A 19,010-nucleotide genomic window follows, 5' to 3' on the forward strand; every position below is an offset into this window, starting at 1 on the left:
AAGAAATGGCAGAATTTTTTAGAAAAAGACAAATTCTTATTCCATTATTTTTTCTATCATTTCTAGGCCTAATAAGCGCTCTTTTACTCTTGTTCTGGCATATTTGGATAGGGGTAATTGTAGCTCTTCTTTTTGCCATAGTCTTGATCATAGGTTGGCAAATGGAGAAGCGGATATATGAAGAGACTGAGAAACATATTGAGACTTTGTCTTTCCGGATGAAACATGTAGGGGAAGAAGCGTTTCTCGAATTGCCAATCGGAATATTAATAGTAAATAAACAATGGAAAATTGATTGGGCAAACCCATACATGTCAAGAGAGCTCGAATGTGATTCACTTATTGGTGAAGATTTGTTTAAGTTGTCTGATGAATTTCATCTACTTGTGCAGCAAGAAGATAATAAAGATCAGATTATTAGTTTGTCAGGAAAGAAATTTAAAGTATTTTACAAACACCAAGAAAAACTACTCTATTTCTTTGATATTACCGAGCAAACAGAAATTGAAACATTGTATAATTCGGATCGCAGCGTCATCCTAGTTTTGTTTATTGATAATTATGATGAGCTAGCTCAAGGAATGGACGACCAAACGCGTAGTCAGTTAAATAGTTTGGTGACATCTCTCGTCAATAATTGGGGAGCGGGCTATGGAATTTATATAAAACGAATCTCATCAGATCGTTTTATTGCAGTATTGAATGAATCCATTTTACTCGAGCTTGAAAAAACGAAATTTGCGATTTTAGATGATATAAGAGAAGCTACTTCTAAACTGAATTTAGCTCTAACACTTAGTATTGGTGTCGGTGCCGGCTCATCTTCATTAGTCGAACTTGGCCAACTTGCGCAATCAAGTTTGGATTTAGCATTAGGGCGTGGTGGCGATCAAGTGGCCATTAAACAACCTAGTGGTAAAGTGAAATTCTTTGGAGGAAAAACGAACCCGGCTGAAAAGCGTAATCGGGTTAGAGCAAGAGTTATCTCACATGCTCTAAGGGATTTGATCCAAGACAGTGACCAAGTGTTTGTTATGGGGCATAAATTGCCTGATATGGACGCAATCGGTGCATCTGTCGGAGTTCGAAAGATGGCCGAGATGAACCAAATAAATGGCTATGTCATCGTTAATTTTGATGAACTCGACCAAAGCGTCACCCGGTTGATGGAAGAAGTTAAGAGCAAGCCACAATTATTCGAACGCTTTATTTCACCAGAAGAAGCATTATCAAAATTAACTGATCGAACATTACTTGTAGTTGTAGATACGCATAAACCAAGTATGGTTATTGATGAAAAGCTGTTAAATCGAGCTGAAAAAGTGGTGGTAATTGATCATCATCGTCGTGGAGAAGAGTTTATTTCAAATACGATGCTCGTTTATATGGAGCCTTATGCGTCGTCAACAGCTGAGCTAGTAACTGAATTACTTGAATACCAACCGAAACATGATAAAATTTCAATGCTTGAAGCAACCGCAATGCTTGCTGGAATTATTGTAGATACGAAGAGCTTTTCACTTCGAACAGGCTCAAGAACGTTTGAAGCGGCTTCATATCTAAGAACAAATGGAGCAGACACTGTGTTAGTTCAACGCTTATTAAAAGAAGACATTGATACTTATATCGAACGCTCAAAAATTGTTCAAACGGTTGAATTTTTCCGTGAAGGCATTGCCATTGGACATGGAGAAGAAACGAATCCCTATTCACAAGTTCTCATTGCACAAACTGCCGATATTTTACTGACAATGAAGGGTGTTTCAGCATCTTTTGTTGTCGCTAGAAAAGATAACGGGGATGTGGGCATTAGTGCACGTTCATTAGGTGATATTAATGTTCAATTGATTATGGAAAAACTCGGTGGTGGTGGTCATTTAACTAATGCTGCCTGTCAGATTAAAGAAGGTATGATTGATAGCGCGATTGAACAACTAAAATTAGCAATCATTGAAATTGTCGAAGGAGGCCAACCAACATGAAAGTAATTTTCTTAAAAGATGTTAAAGGCAAAGGAAAAAAAGGCGAAATAAAAAATGTAGCAGACGGCTATGCACATAACTTTTTAATAAAAAACAACTTTGCGATTGAGGCAAACCAAGCAACCATCAGCGCATTAGATGGTCAAAAACGCAAAGAAGATCAACATGTAGAACAAGTCTTAGAAGATGCGAAAAAGCTAAAAGAAGATTTAGAACAATTAACAGTTGAAATATCAGCTAAATCAGGTGAAAAAGGACGTTTATTTGGTTCCATTTCAACGAAGCAAGTAGCGGAACAACTTCACAAAGCAACGGGTATTAAACTCGATAAACGTAAAATGGAATTAGATGATGCCATTCGCGGATTAGGATTCACAAATATTCCAGTTAAATTACATCAAGATGTAACAGCAACTTTGAAAGTACATGTAACTGAAGAAACGTAAGGAGAGACGTCAATGAGTGAGCCTATGTTCGACCGGATTCCCCCTCACAACCATGAAGCTGAACAGTCCGTTATTGGAGCTATCTTTTTAGAACCTCAAGGGCTCATTACGGCTGCAGAAATATTACAATTCGAAGATTTTTATCGAGTAGCACATCAAAAGATATTCCAAACGATGAATAGTCTAAGCGATCAAGGAAAACCGATTGATGTCGTGACTGTGACAGAAGAATTATCGTCAAAGAGGGAACTTGAGGATGTCGGTGGACTTTCATATTTAACAGAAATTGCAAATTCAGTTCCTACTGCAGCAAATATTGCATATTACGCGCGTATTGTGGAAGAAAAGGCTTTATTACGTCGTTTAATTCGGGTTGCGACCAATATCGTAGAAGATGGGTTTACGCGTGAAGATGAAGTAGAAGCTTTGTTATCTGAAGCTGAAAAGAAAATGATGGAAGTGTCTAATCGTAAAAATGCCGGGGATTTCAGACATATTAAAGATGTTCTTGTGCAAACATATGACAATATTGAACTTCTACACTCTCGTAAAGGTGATATTACAGGGGTACCTACAGGCTTCCGGGATTTAGATCTCATTACCGCAGGATTTCAACGCAATGATTTAATCATTGTTGCAGCACGACCTTCAGTAGGTAAAACAGCGTTCGCTCTTAATGTTGCACAAAACGTTGCGACCAAGACTGAAGAAAACGTTGCCATCTTTAGTCTGGAGATGGCTGCAGAACAGCTTGTAATGCGTATGTTATGTGCTGAAGGCAATATAGATGCTCAAGTACTACGAACAGGTGCATTATCTTCAGAAGATTGGCGCAAGCTAACGATGGCGATGGGCAGTCTATCGAACGCTGGAATTTTTATCGATGATACGCCAGGTATTCGAGTTAACGAAATCCGTTCAAAATGCCGTCGTTTGAAACAAGAGTATGGTCTAGGTATGATTATGATTGATTATATGCAATTAATAGCAGGTAGTGGCAACTCGAAAGAAAATCGTCAACAAGAAGTATCAGAAATTTCTCGATCATTAAAAGCTCTTGCACGTGAACTAGAAGTGCCCGTGGTTGCCTTGTCACAGCTTTCTCGTGGTGTTGAGCAACGTCAGGATAAACGTCCGATGATGTCCGATCTACGTGAGTCAGGAAGTATTGAGCAAGATGCCGATATTGTATCTTTCCTATACCGTGAAGATTATTATGACAAAGAAACTGAAAATCAGAATATGATTGAAATTATTATTGCAAAACAACGTAACGGTCCTACGGGAACGGTTACTCTTGCTTTCGTTAAAGAGTTTAATAAGTTTGTAAATATTGATTGGAGTCAACATCAGCAAGCACCACCAGCTTAAATCAAACACGAACAATAAACATGTGAAAACATTTTTGCGTTCGTGTTTTTTCTTGTTTTTGGTTGACTAGATGCGTTTGCGTTGGTACAATTACACTGTTTGATTCAGGACGCGTGAAAGCGTCTGACGGAGGTGCTGATTATGACATCGGTTGTAGTAGTAGGAACACAATGGGGAGACGAAGGTAAAGGGAAAATTACCGACTTTCTATCTGAGAATTCCGAAGTGATTGCGCGTTACCAAGGTGGTAATAACGCAGGACACACCATTATTTTTGGTGGAGAAACATACAAGCTTCATTTAATCCCATCAGGTATTTTTTATAAAGACAAAGTTTCAGTAATCGGTAACGGCATGGTTGTTGATCCAAAAGCATTAGTAAAAGAGTTAAAAGGATTACATGACCGTGGGGTAACGACTGAAAACCTACGTATTTCAAATCGTGCACACGTCATTTTACCTTACCACTTGAAGCAAGATGAAGTGGAAGAAGCTCGTCGTGGTGCAAACAAAATTGGAACAACAGGTAAAGGTATTGGACCTGCATACATGGATAAAGCAGCACGTGTAGGTATTCGTATGGCAGATTTACTTGATAAAGAAGTGTTTGAAGAAAAACTTCAATATAATATAGAAGAGAAAAATCGTTTATTTGAAAAATTTTATGAAACAGATGGCTTTACAATGGAAGAAATTTTAGAAGAATATTATGGTTATGGTCAAGAAATTGCGAAATATGTAACCGATACATCTAAAGTGTTGAACGACGCATTAGATGAAGGACGTCGTGTCTTATTTGAAGGGGCACAAGGCGTTATGTTAGATATTGACCAAGGTACTTATCCATTTGTAACATCTTCTAACCCAGTAGCTGGTGGAGTAACAATTGGTGCTGGTGTAGGACCAACGAAAATTAACCATGTTGTAGGTGTATGCAAAGCATATACGTCACGTGTTGGTGATGGTCCGTTTCCAACTGAATTATTTGACGAAGTCGGTAATCGAATTCGTGAAGTTGGTAAAGAATACGGTACAACAACAGGTCGTCCACGACGTATCGGTTGGTTTGACAGTGTTGTTATTCGTCATGCACGTCGTGTAAGTGGATTAACAGATCTTACAGTTAACTCAATTGATGTGTTAAGTGGTTTAGAGACTGTGAAGATTTGTACAGCATACAGTTATAAAGGTGAAATAATTACAGAATACCCAGCGAACTTACGTATGCTTGCTGACTGCGTTCCGTTATACGAAGAATTACCAGGTTGGAGCGAAGACGTGACATCTTGCAAATCTCTCGATGAGCTTCCTGAAAATGCGCGTCACTATTTAGAACGCATTTCACAATTATCAGGTGTTCCAATTTCTATTTTCTCAGTAGGACCAGATCGTAATCAAACAAATATTATTACAAGCGTTTGGCGCTAAAATAAATATAGAAAAGCGAAGAAAGGAAACTTTCTTCGCTTTTTTTTTATGGTATTTGTAGTTAAGGTTACTGTTACTTAATTATTAATAATAAAAGGTTCTATTCCATAGTGGATAGAACCTTTTTTTAATGAATATTTCTTTTCTTGAAACGCCCACCGCGTACTTCCGCGATATTGCCAATTGCAACAAATGCTTGAAGGTCGATATCTTCAACAATTGTTTTCAATTTAGCTTCTTCTAAGCGAGTAATGACGGTGAAAATAATTTTTTTATCATCGCCAGTGTAAGCACCTTCACCATGTAAGTATGTAACACCGCGTCCGAGACGATCCATAATTGCATTACCGACCTCATCAGCAAAGTCACTTATAATATAAACTGATTTGGACTCGTCTAAGCCTTGAATAACAATATCAATCGTTTTATAGGCAATAAAATAAGTTAGACCTGAATACATCGCTTGTTCCCAAGTAAATACAAAACCTGCGACTGTAAAAATCATTATGTTGAAGAACATGATGATTTCTCCTACAGAAAAAGCCGATTTGGTACTAAAAAGAATGGCTAAGATTTCAGTGCCATCTAAGGAGCCACCATACCGAATGACAAGGCCAACACCAAGACCGAGTACTATGCCACCAAACACGGTAGCAAGTAGTAAATCATCTGTGAAACGTGCTACAGGGTGTAACAAATATGTACTAATTGAAAGGACTGTAATTCCTAATACAGTAGATAAAGCAAAAGTTTTACCGATTTGTTTATATCCGATAAAAAAGAACGGTATATTTAATAGAAAAATAAATAGCCCTAATTGAACATCTGTTAAGTGGGCCAATATTATAGATATACCCACGATGCCACCATCTAATAATTGATTTGGTACAAGGAACAACTCTATACCCATTGCCATAAAAATAGCACCTGTAATAATCATGAAAATACGCTTCGCGATGACTGCTTTTGATGCCTTACGGTGAGAAGGGTGCAGTTTTTGTTGAACTACTTCGTGCCGATGTTGTTCATCTGTCAAATGGAAGACCTCTTTTCACTGTGAATATACTAATTTTAACGTATTTCTCATAGATTCGATAGGAAGAAAGTCTGAAGAATAATAAAATGACCAAAAACATGATTAATAAGAAAATATAGGAAAAAAGATAGATTAAATATGTTAAATTTCTTATCAATTAGAGAATATTGGTACTCTATTATTCCAAAATAAAGAAATTAAAGCCAATAGATGGCTTGAATGAGTCATTTTCTTTACAATATGAAACTTCTGTACCATTGAAGAAAAAAGGTGTGTTAGATTAAAGGGGCGTGAAATTTTCTGCGTAAAAAGAACCATTCGTTTTATCGGATGAAATTTTGAGAGGGGCTTATCATGAACTTGAAATGGAACACTGGTGACAGGAAGAAGATTTCATTCGACCACAAACCGAATTACACATTAAAAACAATTAAAAGGGCAGCCATAATAACAATGTTTGCTTCAACTATTACATTTAATATCGGTTTTGCAAAAGACAATGAAAGTAGTTTATTGCAAAAAGTTTTTCATATATATGCTAGTGAAGAATACGTAGGAGCTGTTTCAGATGAACAGGCTGTAAAAGAACTTGTTGATGCTAAAATAGAAGAGACTAGCTCTCAGTACGAAGGACTTAAATTAAATGATGAATCAAATATATCCGTCATATCTGAACAAGTCTTCAATGTACAAACGAATGATACGGAAACATTAGACAAGGTGGACGACCTAGTAACAGTAGCTACAGATGCAATTGAGTTATCTGTCAATGACGAGATTGCCGTCTACGTCAAAGATATGGAAGCATATCATGAAGTTGTTCGTAAACTTAAACTTCAGTTAGTTTCTGAAAAGGAACTTAGTGAATTGGAAGCTCGAAAAGACTCTATAGACTCTTTACCACCATTAAAGACTAATGAAACACGAATTGTAGATGTTTTAATAAAAGAATCAATTTCTGGAGTGACCCAAAGTACCCAACCAGATTCTGTCATGACAGTTGATCAAGCGGTAAACCATCTTCAAAAAGGTGGTTTAGAAGAAAAAACATACACGGTTCGAGCTGGTGACGTAATTAGCAAAATTGCTGCTGACCACAAGTTAACTAATGATGAGTTAACAAAATTAAACGATACTATTGACGACAACAGTGCTATTCAAATTGGACAAGAATTAAAAGTAACTGCGTTCAAGCCTTTGACGAACATAGAAGTCGTTCGTGAGAAAAAAGAAACAAAAAAAATTGAGTTTAAAAACCAAGTGAAACAATCAAGTGCTATGTTAAAGGGCGATTCAAAAGTTGTTCAAAAAGGGAACAAAGGCGCAAAAGAATTGACGTACAAGACAGTTGAAAAAAATGGAATACAGGTTAGCCAATCCATTCAAAAAGAAAAAATTATAAAAGAAGTGACAAATAACATTGTATTAAAAGGTACAAAAGTAATTCCATCTCGTGGTACAGGGAAGTTTTCTTGGCCGGCACAGGGTGGTTACATTTCTAGTGAGATGGGCCAGCGTTGGGGTTCTAAGCACCGTGGAATTGATATTGCACGACCTAGCGGATTTACGATTAAAGCAGCTGATAACGGCGTTGTGGTATCGGCAGGTAAAGATGGTACATACGGCAACAAAGTACTAGTCGATCATAAAAATGGGTATCAAACGCTTTATGCTCACTTAGCATCTATAAAGGTAAGTGTTGGACAAACTGTACCTGTTGGTGCAAAATTAGGTGTTATGGGTTCTACAGGAAGATCAACAGGAACACATTTGCACTTTGAAGTGATTAAAAATGGTAAGAATGTTAACCCACTTAGCTATTTACAAAAATAAATAAGTTCAATACGGTCATTTTAACGAAATTGGCCGTCTTTTTATGTAGTAATTTGTCGGAATATTGCCCGGGAAATATCCGCTATTTCCAATCTTTTGTCCCATAGATGCGAAACAGGGTAAAGCGTGATAGAGTAAGTAGTATAAAAGAGATTAATTCATATTATTTAAAATTCATATAGATAGTCGGCAAGAGAGAGGATGACGAAGTATGAGTAAAACAATATTAGTAGTAGATGACGAGAAACCGATTGCTGACATTTTAAAATTCAACTTAAAAAAAGAAGGCTATAACGTCGTTTGTGCATATGACGGAGATGAAGCTTTAAAGAAAGCAGAAGAAATTAAACCAGACTTAATGTTACTAGATATTATGTTACCTAACCGAGATGGAATGGAAGTTTGTCGTGAAATCCGAAAAAAATATGACTTTCCAATTATTATGTTAACTGCGAAAGACTCAGAAATTGATAAAGTCCTAGGTTTAGAGTTAGGTGCAGATGATTATGTAACCAAACCTTTTAGCACACGCGAATTGATTGCTCGTGTGAAAGCGAATATGCGTCGTCACCAAACATTATTGTCGGAAGATTCAGAAGGAGCATCAAACGATATTGCTATAGGGTCATTAATTATTCAACCAGATGCCTATTTAGTGTTAAAACGAGACAAGTCGATTGAATTAACACATCGTGAATTTGAATTGGTGCATTACTTAGCTAAACATATTGGTCAGGTGATGACACGTGAGCATTTATTGCAAACGGTATGGGGTTATGATTATTTTGGTGATGTTCGAACTGTAGATGTAACCATTCGTCGCCTTCGTGAAAAAATTGAGGATAATCCAAGCCACCCGACATGGATCGTAACACGTCGTGGCGTAGGCTATTACATGCGTAATCCTGAACAGGAGTAAATAGTATGCAAAAGGTAGGTTTTTTTAAATCAATTCATGTCAAAATTGTTCTTATTTATATTTTGCTGATTTTAATTGCCATGCAAATCATTGGATTATATTTTGCACGTGAATTAGAAGATACACTTAAAGATAGCTTCACCAATTCCATTGGAGAACGTGTGGATTTGGTGGAGTTTAGTGTGCGTGAAGAAATTATCAAGAAAAGGGGAGAAGAAGACCCCACTATTGAGCAAAGTTTACGTACCGTGCTTTATAGTATTGGATCAGATGATATTAATCAAATTCGCGTAGTTGATAAAAATTTCCGTATTTTAGCGACTTCTGAAACTACTAATCAATCGATTGTTGGGCAACGTTCAACGGATACTTTGGTTCGTCAATCTATTTCTTCTGAAACACCTTTCGATAACATTAAATTAGATCTTCAAAGAAGGGATCGCATTTGGGTACTTGCATCTCCAATCATTTATCAAGGTGAAGTGCTAGGCACAATTTATTTAGAATCGAATATAGAAACGGTATATCGGCAGATGAATCAAATCAATCGTATTCTTGCAGGTGGTACAGCAACATCACTTGTTATTACATTGATTTTAGGCATATTAATTTCCCAAACAATCACTCGTCCTATTTCAGATATGCGTAGACAAGCACAAGCCATGGCAAAAGGGAACTTTTCTCGTAAAGTACGTGTATATGGGAACGATGAAATTGGTCAATTGGCGATAGCCTTTAACCATTTAACCAACCGACTGCAAGAAGCTCAGTCAACAACAGAAGGTGAACGTCGTAAATTAGCTTCAGTTCTTTCGAATATGACTGAGGGTGTTATTGCGACAGATAGGAAAGGGCGCATTATCTTAATTAATGATCCCGCTCTAAGACTCTTGAGAGTGCCAAGAGACATGGTGTTGCATCGTCCAATTTCTTCTGTTCTTGGAATTGAAACACAGTATACGTTTGAAGATCTAATTCATATGAAAGAGTCAATTAATTTAGATTTTAGTTCACCCGAACGTCCTTATATTTTGCTTGCAAACTTCTCTGTTATTCAAAAAGAAACAGGTTTCGTGAATGGCTTAATTACAGTTCTTCATGACAATACCGAACAAGAAAAAATTGATATGGAGCGACGTGAATTCGTAGCAAACGTTTCCCATGAACTACGAACACCTTTAACCACAATGCGTAGCTATTTAGAGGCACTTGTTGATGGTGCTTGGCAAGATCAAGAACTCGCGCCAGCGTTCCTGAACGTAACGCAAACAGAAACAGAACGAATGATTCGGTTAGTAAATGACTTGTTGCAGTTATCGAAATTGGATAGCAGTGATTATGATTTAAATAAAGAGTTTGTTGAGTTTAATAAATTCTTTAATCGAATCATTGACCGCTTTGAAATGTCGAAATCACAACAAGTTCAGTTCCAACGTTTGTTGCCAGAATCACAATTCTTTGTGGAAATTGATACAGATAAATTAACACAAGTCATCGATAATATTATATCGAATGCTTTAAAATATTCACCAGATGGTGGAAATATTCGATTTGGTATCATTGTGCAAGATGGATTTATAAAAGCAATGATATCTGATGATGGTATGGGAATTCCAAAAGATAATGTAGAACGAATTTTTGATCGATTCTATCGTGTTGATCGAGCACGTGCAAGGTCAATGGGTGGGTCAGGGCTTGGTCTAGCTATTGCCCGGGAAATGATTGAAGCACACGGTGGTGCCATTTGGGCCGAAAGTGAAGAGGGACATGGAACGACGATTTTCTTCACTTTGCCATTTGAATTAGATGAGGCAGGTGAATGGGATTGAAATATGTAGAGCAAATAAAATCTATTCTCTTAGTCATTCTAGTTGTTTCAAGTGTCTTGTTAACGTTCGCTATATGGACCTATACACCGAAATATCAAACCATTAAGACAACGCCAATTGTAAATATATCAATTGCTGACACAAACCGAGTAGATGATGTAATCAAACCTTACAAAATGGTTGTGAGCTTAGAAGACGACATGAAAGGTACGATGGCATCGTTTGATTTAGACAGTGTTGTTAATGCTATGAAAAGTTGGGAAATAAGAGATTTAATGTTTGAGAGTAACAATTCAAGTGATATAAAATTAAATGAAATGATTGGAGCATCCAATCGCTTTACACTATTCTTCCCAGCTGACGTACCTTTTCCTGTTTACAATAATATCTTGAAGAATGCCAGCTTAAACATCCCTGAAAGTGGATTTGATCGTTTAATAGTTGATTGGAATTCTTTTAAGAATAATCAACTAAAAATTTATTTTGCTAGTTCCAAAAACAATACATTATATTCAGCATTGGCAGGAAATGTTGATATGGAATTAGTAGAGCAAAAAATAATAGCACCTACAAATGATTTCGCAAAGTTTACAGAAATTGAACGTCAAGAAAAACTATCGCTTTTTGTTTCTTCAAAAGATGTAGAAAGCATTCGATACACGTATTACTTAAAAGAAATTGAACCAAGTCGTTTTCGTGATGCATTATTTAATGATCCAAATGTAGTGCGGCAAAGTCCAGTAGGAGTAACAAATGATGCATATTCAGATGCAACCTCTCTGATGAATGTCAATTTACTTGAACGTACTTTAAGTTTTGTTAATCCATCGGCTGAAACAAGTAATCCTTCTATTCCTTCAAAGTTAGTATTTGATAGCTTGGATTATATAAATGAGCATGGGGGATGGACTGACGAATTTCGATTTTCTGGAATAAATCCAACTAATCAACAAATTGATTACCAATTATACTTATTGGGAAATCCTGTATTCAGTAGTGATACTTCTACTAAAATCACTGTAAATTGGGGAGATCCCGGTATCTTTAGGTATTTGCGACCTTATTACACACTTGACCTTTCCTTGCCGTTTGATACTGTGATTTCAACTTTACCATCCGGAGAGAAGGCGTCTGGTGTAATGAAAGTGATGAAAGAAATTGATTTTAACAATGTAGAAGAAATAATAAATGGTTATTACTTAACGCGTGATAATGAAACAAGATTACTGACTTTAGAACCATCCTGGTTTTACTTATCAAACGATCAATGGACTCGTCTATCACCTGAGGATTTAGGAGGTGGCAAGTTTGGATTGGAATAAAACCAAAACGATCTTTATTATCGTGTTCTTAATTTTAAATTCCTTCTTATATGTCTTGTATTTTAATCGATACAATGAAGTACAAGAATTACAAGTACTAGGTGAAACATCTATTGAGGAGAGATTACAAGCTGATAATATTAGCTATGAAAGTACTCCTGAAAACATCCTTAAAGAATCCTATATATCCGGAAACATTCGAATGTATTCGTCTAAAGATATGAAACAAATGGATAATCAAACATATGACATATCAGGTATTACAAAATTATTATCAACTTTTAATGATCCGGTTCTTATCGGCAATCTAGAAGTTCCCGGTGTTCTAAAGGAATTTGTAAATAGACATGTATATAATGGCACTTCGTATGAATTGTTTGATGTAGATGTAGATGCTAAAAAAGCGGTATTTTTCCAAGTAGTTAATAATCGTCAAATCTTCTTTAACCAAAATGCGATGCTCACATTATATTGGAATGACGATAACGAAGCTTATAAATATGAGCAAACATCTTTTGAAGAGCTTGAAATTTTTGAGCAAACTGAAAACTTACTATCTGATGAGCGAGCAGTTGAAGTGTTATATCAAAGAAACTTATTAAAACCTAATTCTACAATTACTATGACTAGCTTAGGTTACTCAACTCTCGTGCAATTAACAGAAACGCAAGTGTTTGCACCGACTTGGCGGGTTCGTGTAGAATTACAAGATGGTTTGAAGGAAGACTATTTTGTTAACGCGGTTGAAGGTAAAATTATTGAATTTAACAAAGAGTCCGAGGAAATAGAAGAAGATTAAGGAGTTTTCGTCATGCGTTTTAGTGTTTTAGCAAGTGGAAGTAGTGGAAATGCCGTTTACGTTGAAACTGATGAACATGCCTTTTTAGTCGACGCTGGTCTGAGTGGACGTAAAATGGAAGAATTATTAGTTTCGATTGACCGCAGTATGAAAAAGTTAAGTGGGATTTTAGTTACACATGAACATAGTGACCACATAAAAGGGCTTGGAGTTCTGGCTCGTAAGTATAATGTTCCTATCTACGCTAATGCCAAGACTTGGATGGCAATGGAACATCTAATCGGCAAAATTTCGATAGACCAAAAATATCACTTCGATATGGAGTCTGTGAAGACATTTGGATCCCTCGATATTCAATCATTTGCTGTATCCCATGATGCAGCAGACCCGATGTTTTACGTCTTTCATGAGAACGGCCGTAAACTCGTATTAATCACAGACACAGGGTACGTCAGTGACCGTATGAAAGGTTATATCAAAGGAGGAGACTCATATGTCTTCGAAAGCAACCACGACGTAGGCATGCTGCAAATGTGCCGCTACCCATGGTCAATCAAACGCCGTATTTTAAGTGATGTTGGTCATGTTTCAAATGAGGATGCAGCAGTTGCAATGAGCGAAGTGGTAGAGCAGAAACCGACACGCATATATCTTTCACATTTAAGTAAAGATAATAATATGAAAGACTTGGCAAGAATGAGTGTTACCCAAACTCTTGAATCGTGTGGTATTGTCACCGGCGAATTTTTAAATTTGTATGATACTGATGCAAATAAATCGACTCAACTAGTAACTGTCTAAACCTCACATAATTTGTGAGGTTTTTCTTTTTGAGTTTAGCTTGAAAAATATGCTCATTAGTTGGAAATAATACGAAAGGAGTCTCCTGTTATTCTTAAGGATGCTCTTTGTGAGCAAGTTTTAAAGCAGTCTTCATCTGATTTTAATGTTGACCTGGTAAAATATTGAGTAAGGAATAACAGAAAGGGAGATTTTCTATGGAATACTACAATCAACAACCACCAGAACCTCAAAAGAAGATTGATAAAAAAGGAAGTAAAGGAGGCTACTTCTTTAGTGCGTTTATCGGTGTTTTAGTTGGTGCATTAATTGTATGGCTAATGATACCTTCGCTTGTTGGTATAATGCCTGGAGCAGATACATCTAGCGGCAATGATCCATCTCTAGAGTCTTCAAACGCTACGAAACAATTTTCTGCTAATATTACCACGGAAGTTACATCCGCTGTTGAAAAGGTAGCGAACTCAGTCGTTGGGGTCACAAATATTCAATCATCATCAGACTTCTTAAGTCCTTCCAGTGGTGATGGACAAGAAGCTGCTAGCGGCGGGTCAGGAGTCATTTACAAAAAATCAGGCAATAAAGCATATGTCATTACTAACAACCATGTAATTGAAGGTGCAAACCAAATTGAAGTAACATTAGCAGATGGTGCAAAAGTCGAAGCAAAATTACTTGGTACGGATATTTGGACTGACTTAGCCGTTCTTGAAATGGATGCTTCAAAGGTAACGACAGTTGCTGAGTTCGGAGATTCAGATGCATTAAAGCAAGGAGAGACGGTTATTGCAATCGGTAATCCTTTAGGCTTAGATTTTTCAGGATCAGTGACAACGGGTGTTGTATCTGGTAAAGACCGTACGATTCCAATTGATTTAGATGGAGATAACCAAGTCGACTGGCAGGCTGAAGTATTGCAAACAGATGCAGCCATTAATCCTGGAAATAGTGGTGGTGCTCTCGTGAATATAGTAGGACAATTAATTGGTATTAATTCAATGAAAATTTCTCAAGCTACTGTAGAAGGAATTGGGTTAGCCATTCCAATTAATTCTGTTATTCCAGTCATTGAAGACTTAGAACAATTTGGAGCGATGAAACGTCCAACTATGGGAGTTACACTTTTAGATGTAACGAATGTTTCAGCAGTCCATCAACGTGATACACTGCGTTTACCGGAAGAAATAACAACTGGTGTTGTTATTGATGAAGTAGTAACAAAATCACCAGCTGCTGAAGCGGGATTAAAACAATATGATGTCATCATTGAAATGGATGGCAATAAAATAGAGAATATGATTGAGTTGCGCAAACACTTATACAATGAAAAAGAAGTTGGAGACAACTTGACATTGAAAGTTTATCGAGAAGGTCAATTGTTGGAAGTAACATTAATATTGAAAGACAATTCAACTTTATAAATGTTTTAATAAATCCTTGTGGATGAATAATAAATGTGGATAACAAATTTCAATTTACGAAACATTTACAAAGCGAGTAAGAAGTGCCAAACTGCACCTTTCCTACTCGCTTTTACTTTGTTAAACTAGATTGTGGATAAGATTACCGAATTGTGCATAACTTATTGAATTATTTGAAAATCGAAAGGATGATATAAAATGAAAATTAAATGCTGTCAAACCCATATAGATCATGCACTTGATATGTTTGTAGCTGAGCAAAATACCTTTCCGATTTTAACAGAACTCTTAGATAATGAAAAGATATCCACAAAATGCGATTACTGTGAAGTCGCAGCAATATATTTAGTGGCGAACGTATGATTGCATACTACATGTAGTTTCGCCTTGTGGATATGTGGATAAGTTCTGTGGATAACGTGTTTGTAAACAAAATGTGAAGGTGGATAACCTGTGAATATCTCTATTGTTTCGGTTGGGAAATTAAAAGAAAAATATTTAAAATTGGGCATTGAGGAATATACAAAACGATTAGGAAGTTATGCGAAAATAGATTTAATCGAAGTAGCAGACGAAAAAGCTCCTGAAAACTTAAGTGATGCTGATATGGAAATTGTTAAGAAAAAAGAAGGCGAACGTATTTTAGCAAAAATTGGTGCAGATACATATGTTATTGCTCTAGCTATTGAAGGAAAAATGAAATCGTCAGAACAGTTAGCAGAAGATTTGCAGTCTCTTATGACATACGGTCGTAGCAAAGTAGCTTTCGTTATCGGTGGATCGTTGGGGTTGCACGAAGACGTTATGAAGAGATCTGATGAAAAGTTATCATTTTCGAAGATGACGCTCCCGCATCAGCTTATGAAATTAGTGTTAGTTGAGCAAGTGTATCGGGCATTTCGAATAATTAAGAATGAACCGTACCATAAGTAAATGATTGGCAATCAATTATAGGTGTTATAAGAAATGAATGAGTTATTAGTATTCAGTGAGTTGCACAAATTCTTAAATTCTCTTGGACCGATGAAATGCACTATTGCACCAAAGAGTTTATCTATAGGTTATAAACCTTTTACCTTCTGGGGAAATACTAGCAAATTTGCGACACTTTATGGAGACAAACGATATCAATGTTTAATATTGCATGTTGAGCCTTTTAATCCTGAGTCTACAAAAGGTAAAGAACTTCAGAAAGAAATTCAAAAAATAGTAGGATTTGAGATTAGTGAGATGAGAAATTTCAAACTGAAAAACCATGAGGTGTATATTCCTTTAGAGTTAATGAGGAAAGAAGAGAAGTTAAAAATTGTTAAGCATTTCACGGAAGAGCAATATAAAAGAATCACCACGGAAAAGTAACTTTTAATAGAACTGTCTTAAAACTATATAAGAAGAACCTTTAATAAAAACATTTTCTAAGGATGACATTCATATGAGTTCTAATAACCTAGATTGCCTTAAAGACTATCCATATGCCAAATTAACTTCACAAGATAGGTTATTTCATTTTAAAATTTGCTTCTATTATTATACGTATCCTGAGCCAGAAGATGAACACGATGCTGATTGGCATATTACCTATCTTTATTTAACTATTCCAGCGTTTAAAGCAGAAATTAACGATGTGATGCTCGAGGGAAAATTGATAGAGTATTTCATACGTGAATTTGAAAAATTTTTAGATCTAAAAAAAGAATAGGTAGTTTTCGAACCAACTGAACCTTTGGTCTAACTTTTACCATAGATACATTCAGAAAAAAAATAAATGTCAGCGGCTATGTTCAATATCCTGTTGGCCATGGAAGTGAGTTGAAATTTGAATTCGAAACGGATCTAACGTATGTCGAGAAATTTTTAAGCGGTTTGAAAAAAATATTGAAAGAATTTCCTATTAAAGATTAATGAAAGAGAAAAATAACCCTTCGTAATTTGAGAGAAATTATAAATTTGATATCCATTGCAAGATACTAAAAATCAACCATATCATAAATAGATAATGATTTTATAATGCAAACAGCACCCAACCAGTACTTTAGGTGGGTGCTGTTTTGATGAAGAGATTTTAATAATAATGATTTGGTTATTTATAAGTAATATTTACTTTGTAACCCATATTCTTGAAAAATTGAGTTAGTGCCTTGTCTGCATTTTTTTCAGCAGTTGTTAATAAACCGGCAGAAATAACTTCTTTTTTAACTTTTTCTTGTGCAGAAGCCGCTAGTTCATAACCTTCATTCCAATCAACTTTATCATTGAAAATCCCACCATCAACGTATGTTGTAATTTTGTCCATTTGAAGTGAAGGTTCTTGAATAAGTTTTGCGTGAGGTAGAGTAATATCAATCTCTTTCGTATCTTCGCTAATCTTCATATCGTCTTCCGTAACCTCATTCAAATCAACACCTGCGAGAACCGTTGCGGGAACAATAAGCAATATTTCACGTTTAGTGCCAGGTATAGGCAAAGGAATTTTTTTGCCGAAAATTTTATTGTCTACTATAGTTAGCACCGTTTTCGTTTGAGCTTCCGCTGTTGCTAAAGTGGATAACTCCTGAACAGTTTCTACAAATGTTACAGAACTTTTCTTAAAGACATTACCATTCAGCAACCAAAAAGCACCAAGACCGAGTACTAATAGTATAAGAATGATGATTAGAATATTTTTAAACCATAAGAATAAGGAAGACAATTTAAAACCACTTTCAAATGTTTCATAAGGCTTTGAACGATAGCTTCCCGCAAGCGTTGCAGCATTTTGTTGTTTAGCTTCCGTTAATTCAACAATAAGTTTCTCCAAGTGCGCAATTCGATCATCTTTGGTTTTTAAAAGATCTTCATTTTTATCCATTATCTCACCTTTTCTATTACATAGTTTAAATCGAAATATGTAAGCTTCTATCAATTCAGGAATTGATTAAATCATAGCATAAAGAATACATTTGAAAAGATATTAATGGATAAAATTTGAAATAATAATGGTATGATAAGAAAAATATTGTTAAATGAGGTGTTCATGTTGGCAAACGAATCTACCGTACTCGAAGTCGTACTTTCAAATGTTGTAAAGTTACCAGGTGTGAAAGTGGATCGAAGAGAGTTTTTAGCGAAGAGTTTTTCGAAACATTTATCTCCTGATGAACTTGCCGAGCTGATTGAAAAAGGTTCTGGACAGGCCAATATTGATAAACAGATTTTAAACAAAATTGCTAAAAAAATGATTTCTAATCGGACGATGCAAAGTTCAAGTCTTTCGTTTGCTACGGGCATCCCAGGTGGTTTAGCGATGGCTGCGACGATTCCAGCAGATACTGCGCAGTTTTTTGCCATGGCTTTACGACTTTCTCAAGAGCTCGGCTACATTTATGGCTATGATGATTTTTGGGATGGCGAAGAAATGAATGCGGAAAATGTGAGCGGCGATTTAATCTTGTTTTTAGGTGTCATGTTTGGCGTTGGCGGAGCAACAGCCACAATCAAAGCTTTATCATCACAGTTGGCGAAACAAGCGTTAAAGAAGATCCCGAACAAAGCTTTAATGAAGACTGTCTACTATCCGATCATTAAAAAGACATTAGAGTTCATTGGCTTAAAGGTTACTAAAAATTCATTTGCCAAAGGCGTTTCCAAAGCGATTCCGTTGGCAGGCGGGATTATATCTGGTGGGTTAACATATGCATCCATGACCAAGATGGGGAAACGACTGGCCAAAGCACTGGAAGAAAACATCGATCTTACCCCAGAGCAAATCAGACAAAGTTTTGAGGAATTGAGGAAAAACAATCCAAAAATCATTGATTTGGAGTTTTAGGAAATAATGAATGAA

Annotated in this window: 19 protein-coding genes; 17 read left to right on the forward strand and 2 right to left on the reverse strand. The window is 36.1% G+C overall.

Features of this window, described 5'->3' with window-relative positions; all coding sequences use genetic code 11:
- Nucleotides 1-5 precede the first annotated feature (5 nt).
- The 4 genes from C406_RS0101305 to C406_RS0101320 all read left to right on the forward strand — a co-directional run bounded on the left by C406_RS0101305 (nucleotide 6) and on the right by C406_RS0101320 (nucleotide 5,227).
- Nucleotides 6-1,982: a DHH family phosphoesterase gene (locus C406_RS0101305; RefSeq protein ID WP_017378778.1), complete on the forward strand. Its 1,977-nt coding sequence runs from the start codon at nucleotides 6-8 to the stop codon at nucleotides 1,980-1,982.
- The gene (gene rplI / locus C406_RS0101310; protein ID WP_017378779.1) at nucleotides 1,979-2,428 is read left to right on the forward strand and encodes a 50S ribosomal protein L9; all 450 of its coding nucleotides are present in this window, start codon (nucleotides 1,979-1,981) and stop codon (nucleotides 2,426-2,428) included. The genes C406_RS0101305 and rplI overlap by 4 nt, the downstream gene beginning before the upstream one ends.
- 12 nt (nucleotides 2,429-2,440) lie before the next feature.
- Nucleotides 2,441-3,799, forward strand: coding sequence for a replicative DNA helicase (gene dnaB / locus C406_RS0101315; protein ID WP_017378780.1), 1,359 nt, complete (start codon nucleotides 2,441-2,443; stop codon nucleotides 3,797-3,799).
- 141 nt (nucleotides 3,800-3,940) lie between these two features.
- On the forward strand, nucleotides 3,941-5,227 hold the full coding sequence (locus C406_RS0101320; protein WP_017378781.1) for an adenylosuccinate synthase: 1,287 nt from the start codon (nucleotides 3,941-3,943) through the stop codon (nucleotides 5,225-5,227).
- Between the two features lie 127 nt (nucleotides 5,228-5,354).
- Here the strand turns inward: C406_RS0101320 and C406_RS0101325 are convergent, their stop codons facing one another.
- Nucleotides 5,355-6,167, reverse strand: coding sequence for a YitT family protein (locus C406_RS0101325; protein WP_237740489.1), 813 nt, complete (start codon nucleotides 6,165-6,167; stop codon nucleotides 5,355-5,357).
- A 450-nt stretch (nucleotides 6,168-6,617) separates the two neighbouring features.
- On the opposite strand from C406_RS0101325, the gene C406_RS0101330 reads away from it, so the two are divergent.
- The 12 genes from C406_RS0101330 to C406_RS21360 all read left to right on the forward strand — a co-directional run bounded on the left by C406_RS0101330 (nucleotide 6,618) and on the right by C406_RS21360 (nucleotide 17,089).
- The gene (locus tag C406_RS0101330) at nucleotides 6,618-8,096 is read left to right on the forward strand and encodes a M23 family metallopeptidase (protein WP_017378783.1); all 1,479 of its coding nucleotides are present in this window, start codon (nucleotides 6,618-6,620) and stop codon (nucleotides 8,094-8,096) included.
- Nucleotides 8,097-8,307: 211 nt separating this feature from the next.
- Complete coding sequence (yycF, locus tag C406_RS0101335; RefSeq protein ID WP_017378784.1) at nucleotides 8,308-9,015, forward strand: response regulator YycF; 708 nt, start codon at nucleotides 8,308-8,310, stop codon at nucleotides 9,013-9,015.
- Nucleotides 9,016-9,020: 5 nt separating this feature from the next.
- Nucleotides 9,021-10,844, forward strand: coding sequence for a cell wall metabolism sensor histidine kinase WalK (walK, locus tag C406_RS0101340; RefSeq protein WP_017378785.1), 1,824 nt, complete (start codon nucleotides 9,021-9,023; stop codon nucleotides 10,842-10,844).
- Entirely contained in the window at nucleotides 10,835-12,166 is a 1,332-nt protein-coding gene (locus tag C406_RS0101345; RefSeq protein WP_017378786.1) for a YycH family regulatory protein, read from the forward strand. The genes walK and C406_RS0101345 overlap by 10 nt, the downstream gene beginning before the upstream one ends.
- Nucleotides 12,144-12,965 carry a two-component system regulatory protein YycI gene (locus C406_RS0101350; RefSeq protein WP_237740488.1) on the forward strand — a complete coding sequence of 274 codons (822 nt, stop codon included), beginning with the start codon at nucleotides 12,144-12,146 and terminating at the stop codon, nucleotides 12,963-12,965. The genes C406_RS0101345 and C406_RS0101350 overlap by 23 nt, the downstream gene beginning before the upstream one ends.
- Before the next feature lie 12 nt (nucleotides 12,966-12,977).
- On the forward strand, nucleotides 12,978-13,766 hold the full coding sequence (locus tag C406_RS0101355; protein ID WP_017378788.1) for an MBL fold metallo-hydrolase: 789 nt from the start codon (nucleotides 12,978-12,980) through the stop codon (nucleotides 13,764-13,766).
- A 197-nt stretch (nucleotides 13,767-13,963) separates the two neighbouring features.
- A complete protein-coding gene (locus C406_RS0101360; RefSeq protein WP_017378789.1) occupies nucleotides 13,964-15,187 on the forward strand; it encodes a S1C family serine protease in 1,224 nt (407 codons plus the stop codon).
- Nucleotides 15,188-15,385: 198 nt separating this feature from the next.
- Nucleotides 15,386-15,550: a CxxH/CxxC protein gene (locus C406_RS20020; protein ID WP_017378790.1), complete on the forward strand. Its 165-nt coding sequence runs from the start codon at nucleotides 15,386-15,388 to the stop codon at nucleotides 15,548-15,550.
- Nucleotides 15,551-15,640: 90 nt separating this feature from the next.
- Nucleotides 15,641-16,120 (forward strand): 23S rRNA (pseudouridine(1915)-N(3))-methyltransferase RlmH, encoded by a 480-nt coding sequence (rlmH, locus tag C406_RS0101370; RefSeq protein ID WP_017378791.1) that lies wholly within the window; start codon nucleotides 15,641-15,643, stop codon nucleotides 16,118-16,120.
- A gap of 33 nt (nucleotides 16,121-16,153) precedes the next feature.
- Complete coding sequence (locus C406_RS0101375) at nucleotides 16,154-16,546, forward strand: hypothetical protein (RefSeq protein WP_017378792.1); 393 nt, start codon at nucleotides 16,154-16,156, stop codon at nucleotides 16,544-16,546.
- Between the two features lie 73 nt (nucleotides 16,547-16,619).
- Complete coding sequence (locus C406_RS0101380) at nucleotides 16,620-16,886, forward strand: hypothetical protein (protein ID WP_017378793.1); 267 nt, start codon at nucleotides 16,620-16,622, stop codon at nucleotides 16,884-16,886.
- 41 nt (nucleotides 16,887-16,927) lie between these two features.
- Nucleotides 16,928-17,089, forward strand: a complete 162-nt coding sequence (locus tag C406_RS21360; RefSeq protein ID WP_443146796.1) for a WapI family immunity protein — start codon at nucleotides 16,928-16,930, stop codon at nucleotides 17,087-17,089.
- A 178-nt stretch (nucleotides 17,090-17,267) separates the two neighbouring features.
- On the opposite strand, the gene C406_RS0101385 is transcribed toward C406_RS21360, so the two are convergent.
- Nucleotides 17,268-18,035 carry a DUF4230 domain-containing protein gene (locus tag C406_RS0101385; protein WP_017378794.1) on the reverse strand — a complete coding sequence of 256 codons (768 nt, stop codon included), beginning with the start codon at nucleotides 18,033-18,035 and terminating at the stop codon, nucleotides 17,268-17,270.
- A 165-nt stretch (nucleotides 18,036-18,200) separates the two neighbouring features.
- Between C406_RS0101385 and C406_RS19160 the strand changes: the two genes are divergently transcribed.
- Complete coding sequence (locus tag C406_RS19160; protein WP_017378795.1) at nucleotides 18,201-18,995, forward strand: hypothetical protein; 795 nt, start codon at nucleotides 18,201-18,203, stop codon at nucleotides 18,993-18,995.
- Nucleotides 18,996-19,010 lie beyond the last annotated feature (15 nt).

This window comes from Paenisporosarcina sp. TG-14 (assembly GCF_000297555.1).
Classification (GTDB): Bacteria; Bacillota; Bacilli; order Bacillales_A; family Planococcaceae; genus Paenisporosarcina; species Paenisporosarcina antarctica.